The organism is Serratia sp. PL17 (assembly GCF_017832355.1).
Lineage (GTDB): Bacteria > Pseudomonadota > Gammaproteobacteria > Enterobacterales > Enterobacteriaceae > Serratia.
Window position 1 is genome coordinate 303,334 of sequence record NZ_JAFIBY010000002.1, and the last position, 19,019, is coordinate 322,352.

18 protein-coding genes and 1 pseudogene are annotated in these 19,019 nt (G+C 53.5%); 9 read left to right on the plus strand and 10 right to left on the minus strand.

The window, feature by feature from the left end:
• Positions 1-62 precede the first annotated feature (62 nt).
• The 8 genes from JOE25_RS10145 to JOE25_RS10180 all read right to left on the minus strand — a co-directional run bounded on the left by JOE25_RS10145 (position 63) and on the right by JOE25_RS10180 (position 9,061).
• Positions 63-947 (minus strand): LysR family transcriptional regulator, encoded by an 885-nt coding sequence (locus tag JOE25_RS10145; RefSeq protein WP_209634699.1) that lies wholly within the window; start codon positions 945-947, stop codon positions 63-65.
• 59 nt (positions 948-1,006) lie between these two features.
• Positions 1,007-1,699 carry an MgtC/SapB family protein gene (locus JOE25_RS10150; RefSeq protein ID WP_209634702.1) on the minus strand — a complete coding sequence of 231 codons (693 nt, stop codon included), beginning with the start codon at positions 1,697-1,699 and terminating at the stop codon, positions 1,007-1,009.
• A 113-nt stretch (positions 1,700-1,812) separates the two neighbouring features.
• Complete coding sequence (locus tag JOE25_RS10155; RefSeq protein WP_209634707.1) at positions 1,813-2,595, minus strand: ABC transporter ATP-binding protein; 783 nt, start codon at positions 2,593-2,595, stop codon at positions 1,813-1,815.
• Between the two features lie 675 nt (positions 2,596-3,270).
• Positions 3,271-4,062: an ABC transporter ATP-binding protein gene (locus JOE25_RS10160; RefSeq protein ID WP_209634710.1), complete on the minus strand. Its 792-nt coding sequence runs from the start codon at positions 4,060-4,062 to the stop codon at positions 3,271-3,273.
• An 11-nt stretch (positions 4,063-4,073) separates the two neighbouring features.
• The gene (locus JOE25_RS10165) at positions 4,074-5,795 is read right to left on the minus strand and encodes an ABC transporter permease subunit (RefSeq protein WP_245209816.1); all 1,722 of its coding nucleotides are present in this window, start codon (positions 5,793-5,795) and stop codon (positions 4,074-4,076) included.
• Positions 5,796-6,325: 530 nt separating this feature from the next.
• Complete coding sequence (locus JOE25_RS10170) at positions 6,326-7,036, minus strand: trehalose-6-phosphate synthase (RefSeq protein WP_209634729.1); 711 nt, start codon at positions 7,034-7,036, stop codon at positions 6,326-6,328.
• Positions 7,037-7,131: 95 nt separating this feature from the next.
• Positions 7,132-7,590 (minus strand): GNAT family N-acetyltransferase, encoded by a 459-nt coding sequence (locus tag JOE25_RS10175; RefSeq protein WP_209634732.1) that lies wholly within the window; start codon positions 7,588-7,590, stop codon positions 7,132-7,134.
• Positions 7,591-7,681: 91 nt separating this feature from the next.
• The gene (locus JOE25_RS10180) at positions 7,682-9,061 is read right to left on the minus strand and encodes a glutamine synthetase family protein (RefSeq protein ID WP_209634734.1); all 1,380 of its coding nucleotides are present in this window, start codon (positions 9,059-9,061) and stop codon (positions 7,682-7,684) included.
• 258 nt (positions 9,062-9,319) lie between these two features.
• Between JOE25_RS10180 and JOE25_RS10185 the strand changes: the two genes are divergently transcribed.
• From JOE25_RS10185 to JOE25_RS10195, 3 genes and pseudogenes are all read left to right on the plus strand, one after another.
• Positions 9,320-9,634, plus strand: a complete 315-nt coding sequence (locus tag JOE25_RS10185; protein WP_209634737.1) for a hypothetical protein — start codon at positions 9,320-9,322, stop codon at positions 9,632-9,634.
• 101 nt (positions 9,635-9,735) lie between these two features.
• Positions 9,736-10,086 (plus strand): annotated as a pseudogene (locus JOE25_RS10190) (type II toxin-antitoxin system RelE/ParE family toxin).
• Between the two features lie 3 nt (positions 10,087-10,089).
• Positions 10,090-10,389, plus strand: coding sequence for a helix-turn-helix transcriptional regulator (locus JOE25_RS10195; protein ID WP_209634740.1), 300 nt, complete (start codon positions 10,090-10,092; stop codon positions 10,387-10,389).
• Between the two features lie 34 nt (positions 10,390-10,423).
• Here the strand turns inward: JOE25_RS10195 and JOE25_RS10200 are convergent, their stop codons facing one another.
• Both JOE25_RS10200 and JOE25_RS10205 read right to left on the minus strand, forming a co-directional pair.
• Positions 10,424-11,443 (minus strand): YncE family protein, encoded by a 1,020-nt coding sequence (locus tag JOE25_RS10200; RefSeq protein ID WP_245209838.1) that lies wholly within the window; start codon positions 11,441-11,443, stop codon positions 10,424-10,426.
• A 323-nt stretch (positions 11,444-11,766) separates the two neighbouring features.
• The gene (locus JOE25_RS10205) at positions 11,767-12,585 is read right to left on the minus strand and encodes a helix-turn-helix transcriptional regulator (protein WP_245209817.1); all 819 of its coding nucleotides are present in this window, start codon (positions 12,583-12,585) and stop codon (positions 11,767-11,769) included.
• A 116-nt stretch (positions 12,586-12,701) separates the two neighbouring features.
• Between JOE25_RS10205 and JOE25_RS10210 the strand changes: the two genes are divergently transcribed.
• From JOE25_RS10210 to JOE25_RS10235, 6 genes are all read left to right on the plus strand, one after another.
• Entirely contained in the window at positions 12,702-13,088 is a 387-nt protein-coding gene (locus JOE25_RS10210) for a hypothetical protein (protein ID WP_209634747.1), read from the plus strand.
• Positions 13,089-13,105: 17 nt separating this feature from the next.
• Positions 13,106-13,984 carry a helix-turn-helix domain-containing protein gene (locus JOE25_RS10215; RefSeq protein WP_209634749.1) on the plus strand — a complete coding sequence of 293 codons (879 nt, stop codon included), beginning with the start codon at positions 13,106-13,108 and terminating at the stop codon, positions 13,982-13,984.
• Between the two features lie 297 nt (positions 13,985-14,281).
• Positions 14,282-15,202, plus strand: coding sequence for a L,D-transpeptidase family protein (locus JOE25_RS10220; protein ID WP_209634751.1), 921 nt, complete (start codon positions 14,282-14,284; stop codon positions 15,200-15,202).
• A 333-nt stretch (positions 15,203-15,535) separates the two neighbouring features.
• Complete coding sequence (locus JOE25_RS10225; RefSeq protein ID WP_209634754.1) at positions 15,536-15,943, plus strand: biopolymer transporter ExbD; 408 nt, start codon at positions 15,536-15,538, stop codon at positions 15,941-15,943.
• Between the two features lies 1 nt (position 15,944).
• Positions 15,945-16,685 (plus strand): energy transducer TonB, encoded by a 741-nt coding sequence (locus tag JOE25_RS10230; protein ID WP_209634757.1) that lies wholly within the window; start codon positions 15,945-15,947, stop codon positions 16,683-16,685.
• Positions 16,686-16,724: 39 nt separating this feature from the next.
• Positions 16,725-18,971 carry a TonB-dependent receptor gene (locus JOE25_RS10235; protein ID WP_209634759.1) on the plus strand — a complete coding sequence of 749 codons (2,247 nt, stop codon included), beginning with the start codon at positions 16,725-16,727 and terminating at the stop codon, positions 18,969-18,971.
• Positions 18,972-19,019: the final 48 nt, after the last annotated feature.

Consider the following 19,019-nt stretch of genomic DNA (forward strand, 5'->3'; position numbering starts at 1 on the left):
TGAGCGGTTGGGCGCCACCGACGACAACGAGATGAACACAGAGCGTCAGTGGGCTGAGTCTTTCAGGCGGGTTGTATGGCCTGCAGGATATCGATGAATGCGGTATTGAGTGGGGACATTACCGGCTCATTGCGGGTGAAGATATAAAATTGTGCACTGATGTCGATCTCTTCCGCGGGCATCTTTTTCAGGTTCAACTGTGGCGCATATTGCGCGACAACCCGGTCGCTTAGCAGTGCAAGATAGCCCTGTTGTTTGACCAGACACCAGGTAGCCAAAAAGGAATCGGTCTCCACGATGTTCCCGTTCGGTGTGTACTGGCTGGCGATGTCCTTAATGGTGGCGTGGCCTACTGAACATGAACGCGGTACCACCCATTTGGCTTCGGCTAGCGGCAGCGTGGCCGTCGCTTTATCCCCGTTTTGATAGAGGGAGAAATGTTCGCGGGTGAGCGCCTGGATGGCCAAGTCTGCGCAGGTAGTGTTGTTGCTCAGGCTGCATAGCACCAAATCCAGCTCGCTGTTTCTGAGTTTAGCAATCAGCCCCTCTGGCGAGTCTTCAACCAGGGTCACTCTGGTGTGAGGGTAGCGTTGGTTAAAGCTGTCGATCGCCTCCCCGAGATAACACAACAAGGGGTCAATGCTCATACCCAACCGCAGGTATTTCTCCCCCGAACTGCTCATTCCCCGCAGTTCATCAATCGCATTTCTCAGTTGATTAGTGACCCGATCTATCTTTTGATAGAAGACCTCTCCAACCACAGTCAGGCGTACGCCGCGGTTGCTGCGCTCCAGCAGGCGAGAGCCAATGTTCGCTTCCAGTTCTTTGATTATACGGCTAAGCGTAGGCTGTGAAATGCCCAGTTTTTTTGACGTTTCAAGTAAACTTCCGCAGGTAACAATTTCTTTGAAAATAGTCAGATGAGAAAATTTCGGCATATTCTTCATGGTAAATCTCTCTATTCGGAGAATAAGGCATGGCAAGGAGGAAAAGACCCTGTCCTGCGTTAACCGGAGCCGGCGATGCGGCTGTAGTAGGCCTGTTTCATCATGCTGTCGCCCAGCAATTTATTAATGGTCCGGTCTAGCACCAGGGTGGTGACGGAAGCAGGCATCAGCGTGGCGGTAATTTCTACGTCGTCATCACCGAAGGGCTCAATATCCAGATGCGAGATGAAGCAACTTTCTGCCTGTAGCACCTTTTTGAATTTGGCCAAGGCATCGCGCTGTTCGTGTTCGAAGGCGATCACGCAGATTTGGTAGGTGGACTCACCGTTAACGTCGTTGAACGGCTGCTTATTCACCATATTGACGATAGGGCGCAACAAGGTATTGGCTGCCAATACATACAGGGTGGCAGCCAGCGCATCGCCATACAGGGCGCAGCCGGCACAGGCACCGACCGCGGCGGAACCCCACAGTGTGGCTGCGGTATTCAAACCTCGGATATTCATTCCTTCTTTCATGATTGCCCCGGCGCCGAGAAAGCCAACGCCAGAAACCACATAGGAAATAACCCGTACCGCGCCGCCGCTGCCGTCAATCGTCATAGCCAGATGTACGAAGATTGCCGCGCTGGTTGCCACCAGGGTATTGGTGCGCAACCCTGCGGTGCGCTGGCGGAATTGCCTTTCGTAGCCAATGACGGCACCTAGCCCGGACGCAGTAAACAGCGTCAGTAATGTATGAATGAAATGCATGATAAATACTCAATGTATTATCCGCTTATCATGAACCACCCATCGGGGGGTAATTCTTGATAAACAGGTAGTTAATACGGCAGGCAGGACACCTGCCAAGCCGCGGTTTCCGGTTAATGTGCGCTGGCGATTTGCTGGCTGAGTGCCTCACTGATTTCCTCTGTCAGTGCTTGCATTCCTTGGCGGGTTCTCTCTTCGCGACGTAACCTGATGTGGTAATAGCCTTTAAGGGTGCCGGGTTCAGATCCTAACAGGACAATGCGGTCCGACATCATCACCGCCTCCTCTACGCTGTGAGTTACCAACACCATAGAGCGGGTTTTTATTTGCCGAGTCATCCAGATCCGCAGCAGATCGCGACGCAGATTTTCGCCGGTAAAAATATCCAGCGAAGAAAAGGGCTCATCCAACAGTAGCAACATGGGTTCTACCGCCAGCGCACGGGCAAAACCCACACGTTGGCGCATACCGCCGGAAAGTTCTCGTGGGTAAGCGTCGCGATAGGGGGTCAGGCCGACCAGACCCAACATTTTCAGGGTCTGGGTTTCGATCACTTGCTGCGGGAGATCCTGAGCCTGCAGGCCGAAAGCGATATTTTGGTCAACGGTCAGCCAAGGGAAAATGGCAAAGGTCTGGAATACCATATTGATCTGTGGATTAGGCCCCGAAACCTTTTTTTCTCCGATCATGACGGTGCCTAAATCTGGCTTGATGAGACCGGAAATAATGCGCAACAGGGTAGATTTTCCCGAACCGGACTTGCCCAATATACTGACGATTTCATTATCGTAAATCTTAAAGTTTATTTCACTCAAGACTAAATGACTTTTCTTTCCGGCAAGCTGAAAACTCTTGCTGACGTTATTGAGCGTTAGCAGACTTTTTCTATTGATCATGAAATACCCTTTTTAATCTATTAAAAAGTATGTGCATAGAATATTGCCCGCAAATGGGGTGTGAACATGAATGCCATAATTGCAGGCGAAAACATGCCGGACCGCTTGTCGGACTGTTAATAAAAAAGGCGTTTTATGGGGTGCTGACAGGGCATAAGCATCCTGCAGAGCCAGGAACGCTTAAGCAAAAAACCGAAGGGAAAAGCGAAAAGGGGTGTAACGGACTCACATCCTGACACTTTCAGGACGCAATATGATGACTATTGCTCCTGGTCCTTCAGTAAATTCAACAAACCATTAAACAACGAACCGTCGCCGTCCATATAATTTCCTCGTTATTTTTCATGGGAGGATAATAACCGTAATAGCGTGCATTGTTCAATGATGCGAAGTCGTTTTGTCTAATCAAAATGTAATTTAATATTAATGCATGAGAGGGAACCTGTTTTGTTTAAACGGGATGTAAACCAGATTGGTTCATAAATGAATATTGCCATCAATTATTTGAAATATAAACCGTAGGTAAACGGAATTGGAAATAATAATGGCAGCGTTGTTCAGGATTATTATGGGGAACCGATTTGATGTGTTCCCCCTCATGCTTGTTTACGAGTAATTGCAAAGCCTCAGCGTAGGTACATCATCCCATCCTGAGCCAGTGATAAACATGGCGGATTACGATGACGCTTGCGATACCGCGATTTTTTTATACAGGCAGTCCGTAATCTCTTCAGTAATAAGACGCATATTTTGCCGATTGCGCTGTGGGGGCGGGACAGTGATGGTGAATTGATCGGCTATTTGTCGACGGGATGCATCCAGGATGATCACCCGGTTGGACATCATCACCGCTTCTTCAACGTCATGCGTCACCATCACCATGGCGCGAGTGCTGATTCTTTTTGCTATCCACAGCGCCATGAGATCCTGACGCAGTTTAAGCGCGGTAAAAATGTCGAGAGAAGAGAATGGCTCATCCAGCAACAATACTTTGGGCTCCACGGCCAACGCCCGGGCAAAGCCGACGCGTTGGCGCATACCGCCGGACAGTTCACGTGGCCTGGCTTGTTCATAGCCTGTCAGGCCAATCAACTTCATTAGTCCTCCGATTTTTTCAGCGATCGCTTGTGGGGGCAAACTCTGTGCCAGTAGGCCAAAAGCGATGTTGTCGTAAACGGTTAGCCAGGGATAAAGTGCATATGATTGAAATACCATACTGATACTTTCATCCGGGCCTTTGAGAGGGACGTTTTCCAGGCTGACTGTTCCACTGTCGGGGAAGAGTAACCCGGCCAATATGCGCAGCAGGGTGGATTTCCCCGAGCCGGACTGGCCCAGGATAGTGACAAACTCTCCCTCATGAACGGTCAGGTTAACCTTCTTCAACACGGTTTTTGGCCGGCCATTTTCACCGATGAAGGTTTTAGTCACCTGCGTAGCCTGGAGAATAACGTTTTGAGTTTCCATGTCTTACCTCATCAATCGTATTTGAATTTGGTTTCTGCCAGTCGGTACAGTGGCTGCCAGACGAAAATGATGCACAGCGCCACCAGCGCGATCATGGCGGTACAACCCAATGCGGATTCTGGGTTTTTGCCTGCATCAGTCACCACAGAAATGAATGCGCCCAAACCGGTCGTACTGAGGGTGGTGCTACCCCACTGAATCACCTCAGCAGCAATCGCACTATTCCAGGCCCCACCGGCGGCGGAAATGATGCCTGTTACGATGTAGGGGAAAATCGCCGGCAGCATGTAATAACGCCACCAGTTGACGTTTCGTAGGCGAAAGGTTTTGCTGACTTCGGTAATCTGCGTAGGGATGGCCGATACGCCAGCTATTACGTTAAATAGCACGTACCACTGTGTGCCCAACATGATCATGGGAATGGCCCACCAGCCGAGATCCTGATGATAAATAGCGATGAAGGCAGCGATCAGCGGATAGAAAATATTGGGCGGGATGGCCGCCAGGATCTGGATGATCGGTTGAAAGAACTTCACCCGTCGTGGATTCATGCCAATCCACACCCCCAGCGGTGTGAAAATGACGATGCTTAACAGCATGGCCGTCACGACGCGTGCCGTGGTCAACAGCATCCACTCTGGCAGCATGCTGAAATACTGTTTAGGGAAGTATTCCCACAGTTGATAGCCAAACCAAACGCAAGCCATCACCACCGCGAGATACCAGAGACTGCGCCACAGCCAATTGCCTTTGGCGACAATACGAAACAGATGATGTAAACCCAGCGCATACCAAACCCGCGGTAATTTGAACAGCCAGAGATCTGCCAGTACACGCAGCGTTCCGCTGAATGCCGCTCCGACATAAGAGAAAGTCAGGCAGTTGTAAAACCATGAGCCGCCTTCCGCCTGAGTGGCGGTAACGTCTTCGTATTTGAAGCGCGAGGTATAACGTACCAGCGGACGGAAAATCAGTTGATCCAATACGACAATGTTGGCAGCCAAGGCGATCACTGCAAACAAGATGGCCTGAATGTTCTGTTGCGCCAGCGCCTCGGCGATATAGGAACCTACGCCGGGCAATGCAATAGAACGATCGCCAACCGGGATCGCTTCAGACGCGACCAAGGCAAACCAAGCGGCGGATTGCGAGACCATGGCATTCCATAGCAGTCCTGGGACCGAATAAATAAACTCCAGTCGCCAGAAGCGCTGCCATGGGTTGTAATTAAAGCTGCGTGCGGCCTCATCCAACTCATGCGGAATGATGCGTAATGTCTGATACAGCGTTAACATCATGTTCCAGGCCTGGCCGGTGAATACCGCAAAGATGGCGGTACATTCCAATCCCATTACGCTGTGCGGATAGAGATTGAGGAAATACACCGTGGTGAAGGTTAAGAAACCCACCAGGGGGACTGACTCCATAAAGTTGACGAAGGGCAGGATCACCCGGCGGAGGGGGACATAGCGGGCTGCCAGTACCGCAAAGACGATAGAAAACAGTAATGACCAGGCCATGCCGATGATAAAACGCATGCTGGTTCTCAGCGAATAATAAAAAAGGTTCCAGGCATCGAGACTCATTGCCGGGGTATTCTTCTCATTAAATCCACTGTGCATATCACCCCAGGCTCGGATGAAGAAGGCTATAAATAACATCCCGATGGCGATGACGATAATGTCGTTTAAATAGTACTTCTTAAAAATAGATATACCCTGGTTATTTTGCATAATGCAGACCCTTTATTTTCCCAAAAATCCGGTTTTTGACATGGTGAATACGCCATTGCTGGGAGAGAAAGACGGCTGTAGCCATTTTTATTGTGTTTTTTTAATCGTGGACGATCCGCTTTTGGGGCGTTTGATGGGCAATTTATCAGTTTTAAATCATTGGCATAGCAGGATGCCATCGATGAAAAACCGAGTATCTGCCGCATTCTGCTTCTTTCAGAATGCAGCGTAGAGGGCATTACTGAAAGATACTCAATAGCGTTAGGCTGACATTAAATATGTCATCGTCCATTGGCCCTCCCTTGATGGAAAAATACAGGGAGAGGGTAAGGTTTTTAGTTAATGGAAATCAATTGAGTGTCGTATATTTTTATAATATATATGTAACAGGATGAAAATTCATTTTATAACGGATGTATTCATTAATTAAATATAAGTGACGGGTATACCGCTGATATTCATCTCAGCGGTATATACGCAGAATGGAAGGTGGCTTTCACGAAAAGCCAGTACGCCGCGGAAGGCAAAGATTAATAGAGTTTTCGGGTGTTAATCCCGGCCGGGAAGATGCCAGCAGTGAAGATGTGCCCGTTAACCTGCCACTGGTCATCGGGCAGCATTTCTACCGGATAGTCGTTGGCCAGATAATTGAGGAAGTTGTTGCGATCGTCGAGTGCCTGAAAGCCGATCAGATCGTAGAAAAGCAGCGACTCGATTAAACCGTGATGCTCGGGGATCTGCCTGAGCAACGTCGCTGACGGGAAGGGTAAATGGAAGAAAAATGCGCAGGGGTTCAGCAACCCCTGTTCTTTCAGCGCCTGGCCGCAGGGCAGCAGTTGGTAATCATCAATGCAGATGATGTCGTTTGGGCACACATATTCGCAGGCTATATCGGCGAAATGCTGGTTGAGTTGTCGGTATGCGCAGTAGTTCTCCGGCGTGAAATGCGCCTTCTCCGGGCGGTTGTGGAACACCGGCCACAGGCCATCGTGATAGTAGCCCTGATAGTGAAAGTGAAACTCCTCGGTAGACAGCGGAAAGGTCACCTGTTCATAGCCGCTGCGGTGCTGATAGCTGATCGGGCGGCGCGTTGCTGCGCCAAAATTTTGCACGTCGCCGTTCCAGCCCAGCCACAACCCTTGACTGTCATCACTGGTGGTGTCAGGCGATAAGGCCTGGGTGGCGCAGGCCAGATCCTTGCTGTCACACTGTTTATTCGAGATCAAAACCAAACGAGACATGGTGCGTTCCTTGTTTAGTGTACGGACGGGGCGGTGTGAAGCGTGCCGGGTTGCTGATAGATATCAGGCCGGGTAAGCGTCCACACCCGGTCCGGCTAGTTGACAGGCTCAAGACCCGCCCGGGCATACAGCCAAGGCGCCTGGCTGGTATAGAGCATGATGCGGCGCAATCCGGCCATCAACGGGTGGTCCAGGCAACTTTGCACCAGCCACAAGCCCAGCCCATTGCCGCGGTATTCGGCGGTGATGAACACATCGCTCAGGTAGGCGAAGGTGGCGTGGTCTGTGATCAATCGGGCAAAGCCGAGCTGACGGTTTTTGCGGTACAGGCCAAAACACAGGCTGTGGCGAAGGGCGTTTTCCAGCGTAGTGCGGTCGATATCCTGCGCCCAATGTGAATGGCTGAGAAAACGATGAATAAAATCCATGTCCAGCCGCTGGCGATCGGTGCTGATATGAAAAGCGCCTTTATGCCAGATAAATACGTGCCCATGATCTAACACGATGGGTTGTTCGGTATTTTCAGCCAATGCGGAATATTGCTGATATTTCATGGTGGTCCTCTTTCCCGGTACACGTCGTGTTTAAGCCGACGGCATGGTGGTTCATTGGGGATATCCCGGCTAACGTGGGCGCAGCATGCCGTTAAAGCATCCAGCTCACTTCCGCTGCGGTGACCTGCCCTTCAAAGCGGCGCAGTTCTGCGGTCTTGCAGGTGTGCCACAGCGCAGTAAATGCCGGACCAAGGCTGTCGCGCAGCCCCGGACATTGTTGGAATAGGGTCAACGCTTCCTGCTGGCTGAGCGGCAGCACTGCCGCGTCGTCATTTTCATAACCGTTGCCACAGGCTGGCGGGGGCAGTGGCAGCGCATGTTCCAGCCCGTACAGCATGCCGCTCAGCATTACCGCTACCGCCAGATAAGGGTTGGCGTCGGCACCGGCAAGCCGGTATTCGATGCGTTGGTTGGCACTGTCGGCACAGGGCAGGCGCAACGCTACCGTGCGGTTGTTGTGCCCCCATGACGCGCGTAATGGCACATGCATGCCCGGACGGAAACGACGAAACGCGTTGATGTTTGGCGCGAGTATCGCCATTGAAGCCGGCATTAGCGCCAGCATCCCGGCTATCACCTGCGTCATGGTGGTACTCAGCGCGCCCGGCGCGCTGGCCAGCAGATTGTTGCCCTGTTCGTCCTGCAGGCTGATATGAAAATGCAAACCGCTGCCCGCTGCCTGCGCGCAGGGTTTTGCCATAAAGCAGGCGTGCTGATGGTGTTTCTCTGCTATCTGGCGGGTGAGGCGCTTCAACGCCAGCACCTGGTCGCAGGCTTCCAGCACTCGTGCGCTGTGGTGCAGGTTCAGCTCATATTGGCCGGAGGCCGCCTCGGCGACGATGCCGGTTAGCGGCAGCGCTTGTAATCGGGCCTGATGTTCGATGTCATTGAGCAGCGCATGGTGGCGCTCTGGTGCATCGACAGAAAAACTCTGCGTTGGGCACTGGCTGGCGCCAGCAGGCTGTTGCAGCGGGTCATGCAGATAAAACTCCAACTCTGCCGCGACCACAGGGTAATACCCCTTGGCCTGCAGACGTTTGAGTACCTGTTGCAGCACCACGCGCGGTTCAAGTTCGCAGGCGTCGCCGTCGGTATTTTTCATGGTTAGCAGCAGTTGTGCGTGGTGCTGCGGATCGCGGGCACAGGGCCGTAGCGTGCCGGGTACCGGCAGGCACAGCCGGTCGGGTTCGCCCGCCTGCTGGCCCAGCCCGCTTTCTTCAATCACCTGGCCAGCAAGATCCATGGCGTAGATCGACAGCGGGAAATAACAGCCCTTATCCAGCGCGAACAATTCGGCGACCGGCAGCCGCTTGCCACGGAATTGGCCGTTCAGATCGTTAAGATAAATATCGACGTGTTCGGTATCTGGATAACGCTGTAAATACTGCTCGACGTCTTTGCGGAATGAACGCGCCTGCGAGGCAGGTATTTCCGCCAGCAACGGGTTAAAGCCAATAATATTAGAATACATGGTGGCCCCCGGATTTAATAAAAACAGTGGGGGAAATCATCATCAGGGCAGGGGATAAACACATGAGGCATCCGTCTCGTGAGGCCATATCGGCGATGTAATGATGTTATCCGTGCCCCTGAAAACTGTCTGTAAAAACGCCGTAACGTTATTTATGTCTGGAATAAAAAAGCTGTAAATAATCGGCTTGGGTCTGATGGCTGAATAATAAATGGCTGCATATACTGCGGGTGACCCCCTTATTCAGGAGAGATATCCATGTTCAGAGTCTTTATTGTGTTTGTCGCCGCCATTACGGCCTTCAACGCGACGGCGTCGTCCGAAGCCGCCTGGGCCAACGGCGACAAAGCATTGCAAACGGCCTGCCTGAAGGCCAGTGGGTTAACAGGCGCCAAAGCCGCCGGCAACATTATTCATTACGGCGACGACGTCGGTTACTCCGCACTGCTGATCACCGGCCGATACCCGCAGCCTTTTATGCATAACAAAGCGGGCAAAGCGCTGTGCCTTTACCAACGTGCAACCAAAAAAGCGGTGGTTCAGGAAGCTGACGGGCTGCTGGGTAAGGTGTAGCAATTTGGCTATCAATGGCTAAAAATTCAGCAATGGCGTTGTGTTTATAGATTATAGTCTATATCTTTTTTATAGACCGTAGCCTATAAAAAGGGAATGCCATGTGGACGGTAATAACAACGGAAGAGTTCGAACGATGGTTTACATCGCAAGATGAACCTGCGTAAGAGAAGGTTCTTGCTGCACTGGTGATGCTCGAACGGAGTGGCCCCAATCTATCACGTCCGTTTGTCGACTCGCTGAAGGGGTCACTGTATCCCAATATGAAAGAGTTGCGGATTCAGCATCGGGGGCGGCCAATTCGTGCTTTCTTTGCATTTGATCCGAAACGTAAGGCTATCGTTTTGTGTGCGGGCGACAAGACAGGCAATGAGAAACGGTTTTACAAAGTCATGCTACCTATTGCAGATGCGCAATTTACCCAGCATTTGAATCTTAATTTTGAGGAGTAACCAATGGGTACATTAAAAGACATGCTAGCTTCGCGTACCCCAGAGAGCAGGCAACGGATTGAGGAAATGGCAGAAGAGATGCTGCTGGAGACGCGTTTGTACGAGTTGCGTGAAACGCTGAATATTTCGCAGCAGGCGTTGGCGAATAGTCTTGGTATCTCACAACCCTCCGTCGCGGCGATCGAGCAGCGTGGTAATGAGCTGAAGATTTCCACCTTAAAACGTTATGTAGAAGCCATGGGGGGGACGTTGCGACTGGATATCGAACTGCCAGATGGCAAGCATGTTGGGTTTAGGGTTTAACCTATAAAAAGGGCGCCTGGGCGCCCTGATGTTTTTATTTCAACGCAATACGGATCACGTCGTCCGGTGCGGACGCTTCTTTTTCGCGGCTGGAAGCTTGCTTAACGCTGACGTACAGCGTTTGGCCATCCGGTGACAGCGCCAGGCTGTTCGGGTGGGTTGGCGTTTTGATGGTTTGCAGCAGCTTGTAGCTCTTGGCGTCGATCACGCTGACTTCACCGGCCTGCCGATGGGTCACGTAGACTTCATTACGTGCCGGGTTGAACAGCACGGCCAGGGATTCCGGCACGTCAATTTTGCTCAGAACGTTGCCGTCGCGGGTATCGACAACCAATACCTGTGCCTGCTTGGAATCGGTAATAAAGGCACGGTGGCTGGCTGGATCCAGGCTGATGTTCAGGAAGAAGTGCTCTTTGGACTCATCGAGCTTCTTGCGACTGACAATTTTGTTGGTTTTGGTGTCGATGGTCACCAGTTCGCCGTCGGCGTTGGTCACATACAGGCGGTTTGCGGCAGCGTCCAGCGCCAGGCCGGTACCGTATTTACCGGTTTCGGTGATGGTGGTGCGCAGCGTCAGGTCTTTACCGTCCACCACCCACACCACGCTGGATTCACCCAGCCCGGTGATGTACAGGGTATCGGTGGTGGCATCAGCGACCAGCTCACGTGGCGCCAGCGGTTTTACCGTCTCGGAGCGTTTACGCGCATCCAGCACCAGGCGGCCTTTCACTTCACCGGTTTTGCCGTCGATGGCGGTTACCGAGTTATTGACGGTGTTGCCGAAGAACAGCGTATCGGTTTTGCTGTTAATGGCTGCGCCGAACGGCTTGATATCGTTGTGAATAATCTGGGTGATGTCCAGCGTCTGCGGATCCAAACGATACACCACGCCGCCTTTATCCAGCTTACGGCTTTGCGACGTGGCCAGATACAGCGCGTTCTCGCCCTGGCTGTACACCATTTCATAGGCGCCTTTGCCGACGGGTTTGCGCAGCAGTTCTGGCTCACCCTGCGCGAACAGCGGGGCGGAGAACAGCATTGAAGTGAGAAGCATCAGTGGGAAAGCTGTACGTCCGCCGAAACGACGGTTGCGAGTTGTTGCAGAGTTCATAACCTCTCCATGGAGTTAAAAAGCCTATCGTCACAGGGCCGTTGCTCTGGGACCAAGAAAGCTCATCATCGAATTGAAGGTAAAGTCCTGCCGGTCGCGTCGTGGCGCACCGGGTCTTTTATGTTTGCGAATAGTAATCATTATTTATTGAGAATGGGAGTTATTTCAATCTGGAGTTGAGTGAAAATCACAGTGTGGAGGGCCGGAGGGGGTTGCTGGCAAGGGCCCGACTGCCTCGGGCACTTCAATTGCCATACTGCTGTGCATTACATGACGATCCCGGCGCCCTGTGCCCGATCCGCCGCGTTTTTCTCTGCCAAATAACGCGCCGGTGGCTTGCCAACCGCTTTGCGGAACATGGTGACAAAACCGCTGGCGCTTTCGTAGCCCAGATCCAGCGCCACCCGTTGCACGCTGTCGCCCTGGGTCAGCCGTTGTAGCGCCAGCACCACGTGCAGTTGTCGCCGCCAGTGGCCAAAACTCATGCCCATTTGCTGTTGCAAAGTGCGGTTGAGCGAACGTTCGCTCATGCCGATACGCTGCGCCCATTGGCCGAGGGTTGCCTTGTCCGCCGGGTTGGCCAGCAGGCGCTCCGTTAACTGGCGAATGCGCGCGTCGTTGGAAACCGGCAGGTGCAGGTTCTCAACCGGTGCTTTGACGAGTTGATCCAACAATACGCTGGCTAATCGTCCTTCCGGGCCCTGTTGGTCGTACAACTGTTCGAACCCGCTAGCCTGGAACAGCAGTTCACGCAGGAGTGGGGACACCGCCAGCGTACAGCAGTGGGTTGGCAATCCTGCGATAGCATCCTGATCGACAAACAGGCAGTAGCATTCGCTGGCACTGGCCCCCTGGGCGTTATGCAGCACATTGCTGGGCATCCATAGCGCACACTGTGGCGGTACCAGCCACAGGCCGTTTTCCACCTCGCAACGGATCATGCCGCGCACCGTATAAATCAGCTGTGCCTTGCGGTGCCGGTGATGGGTGATCTCCCAATCTTTGCCAATGGTGGAGCCCTGCACGGCAAAAATGGCGCGCGGGACCTGATCGATATCGACACGCGGTTCGGTGATAAAGGTCATGAGAATAATTCTCAATTTGGCGGAATTGAAAAACATTATGTCCTGATTGTGCAATGTGGTCTAGCACCCCGGTCGATAAAGTAAGCGCTCGTTTTAGCACTCTCAGGAGACACGCCATGTCATTAGACTCCGCCACCTTCCCGCTGGTGTGGATGCGTCAGCCAACGGCAGGACAACCGCACGACACCGCTGCCGAGTTTGCCGAGTTCAGCCGCTTATTGCAGCGCGAGCAGCCCTTCGTGCTGTTGTGCGACCGGCGTATGGATCAGAACGACGAGCACGATCGTGATGAGCGCACCCAAATCGCACTCTGGAAGCGCGATCACCGTGAGGCGCTGGCCCGCTGGGTGAAGGGCATGGTGCTGATTGAGCCGGACGACGTGCGGCGGAAGGCTGCGGAAGAATTTGTCGATTTCGCCAGCCGTTTCTGGGGCTACCCGGTACAGGTGGTTGCCAGCGAGCATCTGGCTCATGAACTGGCGCAACGTTTGCTGACGCAATGACGCAATAAGGGGGGGCGATGTATCAACAACAGGTTATTACGGCACTGCTTGCCTGGATCGAGCAAAACCTTGAGCAGCCATTGTCACTGGACGACATTGCCACTAAGTCAGGCTATTCCAAATGGCACCTGCAACGGTTATTTAAAGCGTTAACCGGCGAAATTCTGGGGACTTACGCCCGGCGCAGGAGGCTGACCGCCGCCGCACGTGAACTGCGGCTGACCAGCCACGGCGTGGCCTTTATCGCCGACAAGTATCAGTTTGATTCCCAGCAGACCTTCACCCGCTGTTTCAAAAAGCAGTTTGGCATGCCACCGGCCTGTTATCGTCGCAGTGCGGACTGGTCAGGGCAGGGGATGCAGCCTCCACTGCGGCCGATGGATGCGCCATTGCCGCAGGCGGAGATCATTACGTTACCGGCGATGCAATTGATTGGCTGTACTCAGCACCGCAGTTGTACGCTGGGGCAGCTGCTGCATTCGAAAAACGCGCTGCGTCAGCACGCCTGGCGTCAGATGATGCCGAAGGAAGCCGAAACCTCAACAGTGGTATACGGCCTTACCAGCCTGGAGGCCGACAGCCGACAGCGCGGCGGGCAACGGATGGCTTATACTCTGGCGCTGGCGGACGAGCGAGCCGAGGGCGAAAGGGTACTGATCGAGCAGGGCGACTACGCCAGCTTTACTTATCAGGGGCAAGTTGAAGAGTTACAAAACTTTGTCGCCCGCCTGTATGACACCGCGATCCCCATGATGAAAGCGATACGGCGGCCAGGACAGGATATCGAGCGGTTTTATTCCATGCCGAGCGGCATTTGTAACGCAGATGGCGCGGCGATCCGCTGCGAATATCTGATTCCTATTCGTCGTATCTCACCGCCAGCCGCCGCACTTTAGCGGCGGTTTTCACACAAATGCCCCTTCGTGCTGCACCAGGTTACAAAAAAGTTCGATATTGCGCCGGTAATGTTTCACACTTAGGTTGATGTGCACATATAATGCGCATCCGGTCATATACCCTATGCCTTTCAAACTGCAGCGTTGTTGGCTGTGTGCGTACAGCTCGTCCACTTACCTGAGTAAGCGTCCGAGCATTCGCGCATTTGCCGCTGGGCCGCAACCAGAATTTCTTTGGGTACAGAGGGCCGAGTTAACCTATATCTATAATTGCCAGTGGCCACAACCAACACGAAGATGAAAATGAGCATTCGCGCGTTACTAACCCTGTTTACGGCACTGGTGGTATTCAGCCAAGCTGCCTTCGCCGTTGTCTATCCTTTGCCTGCCAAAGACAGTCGTCTGGTGGGTGAAAACATCCAAATCACCGTACCGGAAGACAGCAAGTTGCCGCTGGAGAGCTTTGCCGCTCAATACCAGATGGGCCTGAGCAACATGCTGGAAGCCAACCCAGGTGTGGATCCCTTCCTGCCGAAGGCCGGCAGTACACTGACTATTCCACAACAGTTGATCCTGCCGGACGCACCGCGTGAAGGCATCATCATCAACAGCGCAGAGATGCGTCTGTACTACTACCCAAAAGGCACCAACACGGTGATCGTGCTGCCGATTGGTATCGGCCAACTGGGTAAAGACACCCCGTTGAACTGGACTACCACGGTGCAGCGTAAGAAAGACGGCCCAACCTGGACGCCAACTGCCAAGATGCGCGCAGAATATGCCGCGGATGGCGAGATCCTGCCTGCGGTATTCCCTGCCGGCCCGGACAACCCAATGGGCCTGTATGCGCTGTACGTCGGTCGTCTGTATGCGATCCACGGCACCAACGCCAACTTCGGTATCGGTCTGCGCGTGAGCCACGGCTGTGTGCGTCTGCGTGCTGATGACATCAAGTTCCTGTTCGAAAACGTGCCGGTTGGTACGCGCGTGCAGTTCATCAATGAGCCGATCAAAGCCAGCGTTGAACCAGACGGTTCCCGTTACATTGAAGTGCATAACCCACTTTCTGCTAACGAAGAACAGCTGAAGTCGAAAGACCCTGTGCCGTTGACCATCTCTGCGCCTGTGGGCAAAGTGATGATGGATCCTGCGGTTAACCAGAGCGCAGTGGATGCGGCGATCAAAGCACGTTCCGGTATGCCGGTTAAAGTGAACTGATTGATTGAATCGCTGTGAGAAAGGCGCCCTCGGGCGTCTTTTTTTTTGGCTTAAAAACGCTTCTGGGGAGACAATACGGCAGGAGGCCATGCGGTAAATTGTCATAATAATCACAACCCATCCACCTTGGTCATCGCGTCCAGAAATGGCCACTTCGTTATTATTCCATTAAAAATCATCGCTGATTAATACGTTATATAACCCCTCTGACCCATTCCCGGTTGAAAGAATTCTCTCAAAATATGTGTGCTGTGAAAATAAGATCACACAAGCGTAACAAAAGGTAAACATAGGCTCTCTATATTGGCTGCTTTGCTTTTGGGAGGGAGTGCCATGCGTAACTGGAACGAGCCGAAAAAGAACAAGGCGCACATCGAATTGATCCCGATGATCGACGTGATGATGTTTTTGCTGGTGTTTTTTGTGTTGATTAGCCTGAACGTGATCCCGGCCCTTGGGCTGAAGACCCAACTGCCGTCCGCCGGCAGTGCGCAGCAATTGAAACCGCAGAAGAAGGCGATCATCACGCTGGGCGCAGAGGATCAATTGCAGCTCGACGGCCAACCGGTCGCACTGAGCGCGCTGGTCAGCACGCTGAAGCAACAGCAGCAGGAAAACCAGACCACCACCATTATCGTCAACAGTGACAAAGGCGTGGCGGTGGAACGGCTGGTGGCGGTGATGGATAACCTGCGTCAGGGCGGCTTCTACTCCGTCTCTATCGCCACACGGAAGCTGTGACATGTATCTGCTTTATCGTTCACGTCACCTTTTCAGCTGGTTACCGGCACTGATCGTCGCGGGTTGTGTGCTGTTCGCCAGCCAGCAGGCGGCACTGAAAATTCAGCCACGCTATGACGAAACTGCCATGGAGCTGGCCTTGGTCGAGCCGGAGCCTCAGACACAGCCGGAACCCCCGGTGGAAACGCCGCCACAACCCGAACCCCCGCTACCAGAGCCGGAACCTATTCCTGAACCGGTCGTGCCGGCCCCAGAGCCGATTATCGAGGCTAAGCCGGTGCCAAAACCGCAGCCGAAACCGAAACCGGTGAAAGAAAAAGCCAAACCGGTGGAGAAGACCAAACCTGTCGCAGCACCTGCCGCGCCAAGAGCATTCGTCAGCAAACCGGCGGCAGTACCCGCTCCGGTCGCCCCGGCCGCGCCAAAGGTGAACACCCAGGCGATCGAAAACGGGTACCTGCAGGCACTACGCCACGAACTGGAACAGCGTAAGCGCTACCCCAGCGGACGGCAGGCCTCTCTCGAACGGCCTCAAGGCAACGTAGAGGTGTGGCTGGAGGTTGACCGCAGCGGCCGAGTGCTCTCGTCCGGCATCACGAATAAGGCCTCCAGCATGCTGCTCAACCGTGCGGCGCTGAGCAGCCTGCAAAGCATCAGCCAGGTGAAGCCGTTTCCAAGCGACGCTTTCAACGGGCAAACAACAAAACGATTTTCAGCCACGTTCAATTATCAGGCGCCTTGACGCCTGGCATAACAGTTTGATCTTTATGGGATGGAAACAATGAAATCTTTTAATCGTTCTGGGATTTATCTGGCAGTGATGTCGGCGATGTTGCCGGGCGCGGTGCTGGCGGCGGACTCGACCGACGTCGGTACCATCAGTGTAAAAGGGCAGTCGCTGGGCGGTGGCATGATGGTGCAGGACGACAGCGCCAAGTCACGTTCCACCGTCACCAAAGAAGCCATGGATAAAATGCCGGCGGCGGCCAACGCCATCGACAAATTGAAATATACCCCCGGCTTGAACGTCAACAGTAACGACGCCAGCGGCCTGAGCGGCGTCGATTACACCATGCGGGGTATGAACTCCGATCAAATCGGTCTGTCGATGGACGGTATCCCGATCAACGACTCCGGTAACTATGCGGTGTACCCGAACTTGCTGGGCGATTCGGAGAACCTGGAAGAGATATTCGTTACCCAGGGGTCCTCAGAAGTTGATGGCCCGCATATCGGCTCCAGCGGCGGCAACATCGGGATGGTGACGCGCCGTCCGTCGAAGGACTTTGGCGGTTTTGTCAAACAGACGCTGGGCAGCAACAACCTGAGCAAAACCTTTGCGCGTCTGGAGACCGGTGAGTACAACGGCTTCAGCAACTGGCTCTCTTACTCGCACACCGAAGCGAAAAAGTGGCGCGGTGAAGGGCGCAACTATTCCGACAAGTTTGAGATGAGTTCGCTGTACGAAGACGGCAATGGCAACAGCAGCAACTTGGTGATGAAGTACAACCGCCAGAATAACATCAACTACAACACCCTGAGCAAGGCGCAGTTTGACAAGGACGGCCGTTATGCCAACGACTACTCTGCCACACCGGAGTACAACAGTAAGGGCCAGTTGAACAAGTACTACAAACTCAACCGTAACCCGTTTGATACCTTCACCCTGTCGTTCACCCAGAAACTGCAACTGCGTGACAACCTGGCGTTGACGGTACAACCTTATTATTACTGGGGTAACGGCGGCAGCTTCAACGGGCAAACCGCTTCCGTGCTGTCCAACACCTCAGATAAGGCCGGCCAGTACGATCTCAGCAATCTGAAATCCAACACCTATTACCGCCCGTCATGGACCCAGACCTGGCGCCCGGGTATCACCACCAAGCTGAAGTGGGACATCAACGATCAGCACAGCCTGGATATCGGCTACTGGTATGAACGTGCGCGTCAGTCACAGACCCAACCCTTTATCGGCATCAAGGACGACGGCAACCCGGAGCAAATTTCGGGTAAACCGGGCGGTTCCGATCAGGTGAAGGATGCCAACGGCAAAACCGTGCAGGGGCGTAACCAGTACACCATCACGCCAGCACAGAAAGTGTGGCTGCAGGATACCTGGTTTGCTACGCCGGACTTGACCTTCGTCGGCGGGCTGGCCTATCAGTACGTTGAACGCAATGGGGACAATAAAGGCAGCCTGTATAACGTGCCGGAAAAGCGCGATGCCAGATACCATGAATTCCTGCCGAACTTCAGCGCCAGCTACAAACTGAACCCGGAAAACCAGGTGTTCTATAACCTGACGCGTAACATGCGTACCCCGCCAAACTACGTGTTGTACAACGTGGGGGATTCGATCAGCACCAAGCCGGAACTGAGCTGGAACCATGAGTTGGGCTGGCGCTTCGAGCGGCAAGACATGTTGATGAGTGCCACGTTGTTCTACATGCGCTACAGCGATCGCCAGATCTCTACCACCAACCCGGCGGGCGACTACGAGATGATGAACATCGGCAACGTAGAGAACAAAGGGCTGGAGCTGGAGTGGAGCGGCCAATTGCCGCATAACTTCAACTACTACACCTCTTACACTTACACCGAGTCCAAGCAGAAGAGCGACATTGTCAGCAACGGCGGTCTGCCGCTGCCAACCAGCGGCAAAGAGGTGCCGAACGTACCGAAAAACCTGCTTAACATGACGCTGGGTTATGACGACGGTTTGTACTACAGCAGCGTCAGTGGCAAATACGTCGGTTCCTTCTATGGCGACCTGACCAATGACGAGAAGATCGGCGGCCGCACGGTATTCGATCTGGCTGCGGGCGTGCATCTGCCGGTGGACAAAAAGATCGTCAAGAGCGCGGCATTGCGCTTTGGTATCAGCAACCTGTTTGACAAGGAGTACCTGACGTCGGTGCGTACCACCACCTTTAACGCAGCGCCTTATGGCGGTGTGAGGGCCAGCACGCCGTACTACAACGTCGGGGAAGAACGTACCTTCAGCGTCTCGCTGGAAGCCACCTTTTAACTAATTAAACGTCATGTCCTTCAGGTTGTGGCCGACAAGGCCGCAGCG

Bases quoted from the DNA above. Each gene is read 5' to 3' on its own strand.
- JOE25_RS10175 (WP_209634732.1), bottom strand. From the start codon at position 7,590: ATGAAATATCAGCAATATTCCGCATTGGCTGAAAATACCGAACAACCC.
- JOE25_RS10200 (WP_245209838.1), bottom strand. From the start codon at position 11,443: ATGCTTCTCACTTCAATGCTGTTCTCCGCCCCGCTGTTCGCGCAGGGT.
- JOE25_RS10235 (WP_209634759.1), top strand. From the start codon at position 16,725: ATGAAATCTTTTAATCGTTCTGGGATTTATCTGGCAGTGATGTCGGCG.
- JOE25_RS10145 (WP_209634699.1), bottom strand. From the start codon at position 947: ATGAAGAATATGCCGAAATTTTCTCATCTGACTATTTTCAAAGAAATT.
- JOE25_RS10215 (WP_209634749.1), top strand. From the start codon at position 13,106: ATGTATCAACAACAGGTTATTACGGCACTGCTTGCCTGGATCGAGCAA.
- JOE25_RS10185 (WP_209634737.1), top strand. From the start codon at position 9,320: ATGTTCAGAGTCTTTATTGTGTTTGTCGCCGCCATTACGGCCTTCAAC.
- JOE25_RS10230 (WP_209634757.1), top strand. From the start codon at position 15,945: ATGTATCTGCTTTATCGTTCACGTCACCTTTTCAGCTGGTTACCGGCA.
- JOE25_RS10180 (WP_209634734.1), bottom strand. From the start codon at position 9,061: ATGTATTCTAATATTATTGGCTTTAACCCGTTGCTGGCGGAAATACCT.
- JOE25_RS10155 (WP_209634707.1), bottom strand. From the start codon at position 2,595: ATGATCAATAGAAAAAGTCTGCTAACGCTCAATAACGTCAGCAAGAGT.
- JOE25_RS10160 (WP_209634710.1), bottom strand. From the start codon at position 4,062: ATGGAAACTCAAAACGTTATTCTCCAGGCTACGCAGGTGACTAAAACC.
- JOE25_RS10150 (WP_209634702.1), bottom strand. From the start codon at position 1,699: ATGCATTTCATTCATACATTACTGACGCTGTTTACTGCGTCCGGGCTA.
- JOE25_RS10220 (WP_209634751.1), top strand. From the start codon at position 14,282: ATGAAAATGAGCATTCGCGCGTTACTAACCCTGTTTACGGCACTGGTG.
- JOE25_RS10170 (WP_209634729.1), bottom strand. From the start codon at position 7,036: ATGTCTCGTTTGGTTTTGATCTCGAATAAACAGTGTGACAGCAAGGAT.
- JOE25_RS10225 (WP_209634754.1), top strand. From the start codon at position 15,536: ATGCGTAACTGGAACGAGCCGAAAAAGAACAAGGCGCACATCGAATTG.
- JOE25_RS10195 (WP_209634740.1), top strand. From the start codon at position 10,090: ATGGGTACATTAAAAGACATGCTAGCTTCGCGTACCCCAGAGAGCAGG.
- JOE25_RS10210 (WP_209634747.1), top strand. From the start codon at position 12,702: ATGTCATTAGACTCCGCCACCTTCCCGCTGGTGTGGATGCGTCAGCCA.
- JOE25_RS10165 (WP_245209816.1), bottom strand. From the start codon at position 5,795: ATGCAAAATAACCAGGGTATATCTATTTTTAAGAAGTACTATTTAAAC.
- JOE25_RS10205 (WP_245209817.1), bottom strand. From the start codon at position 12,585: ATGACCTTTATCACCGAACCGCGTGTCGATATCGATCAGGTCCCGCGC.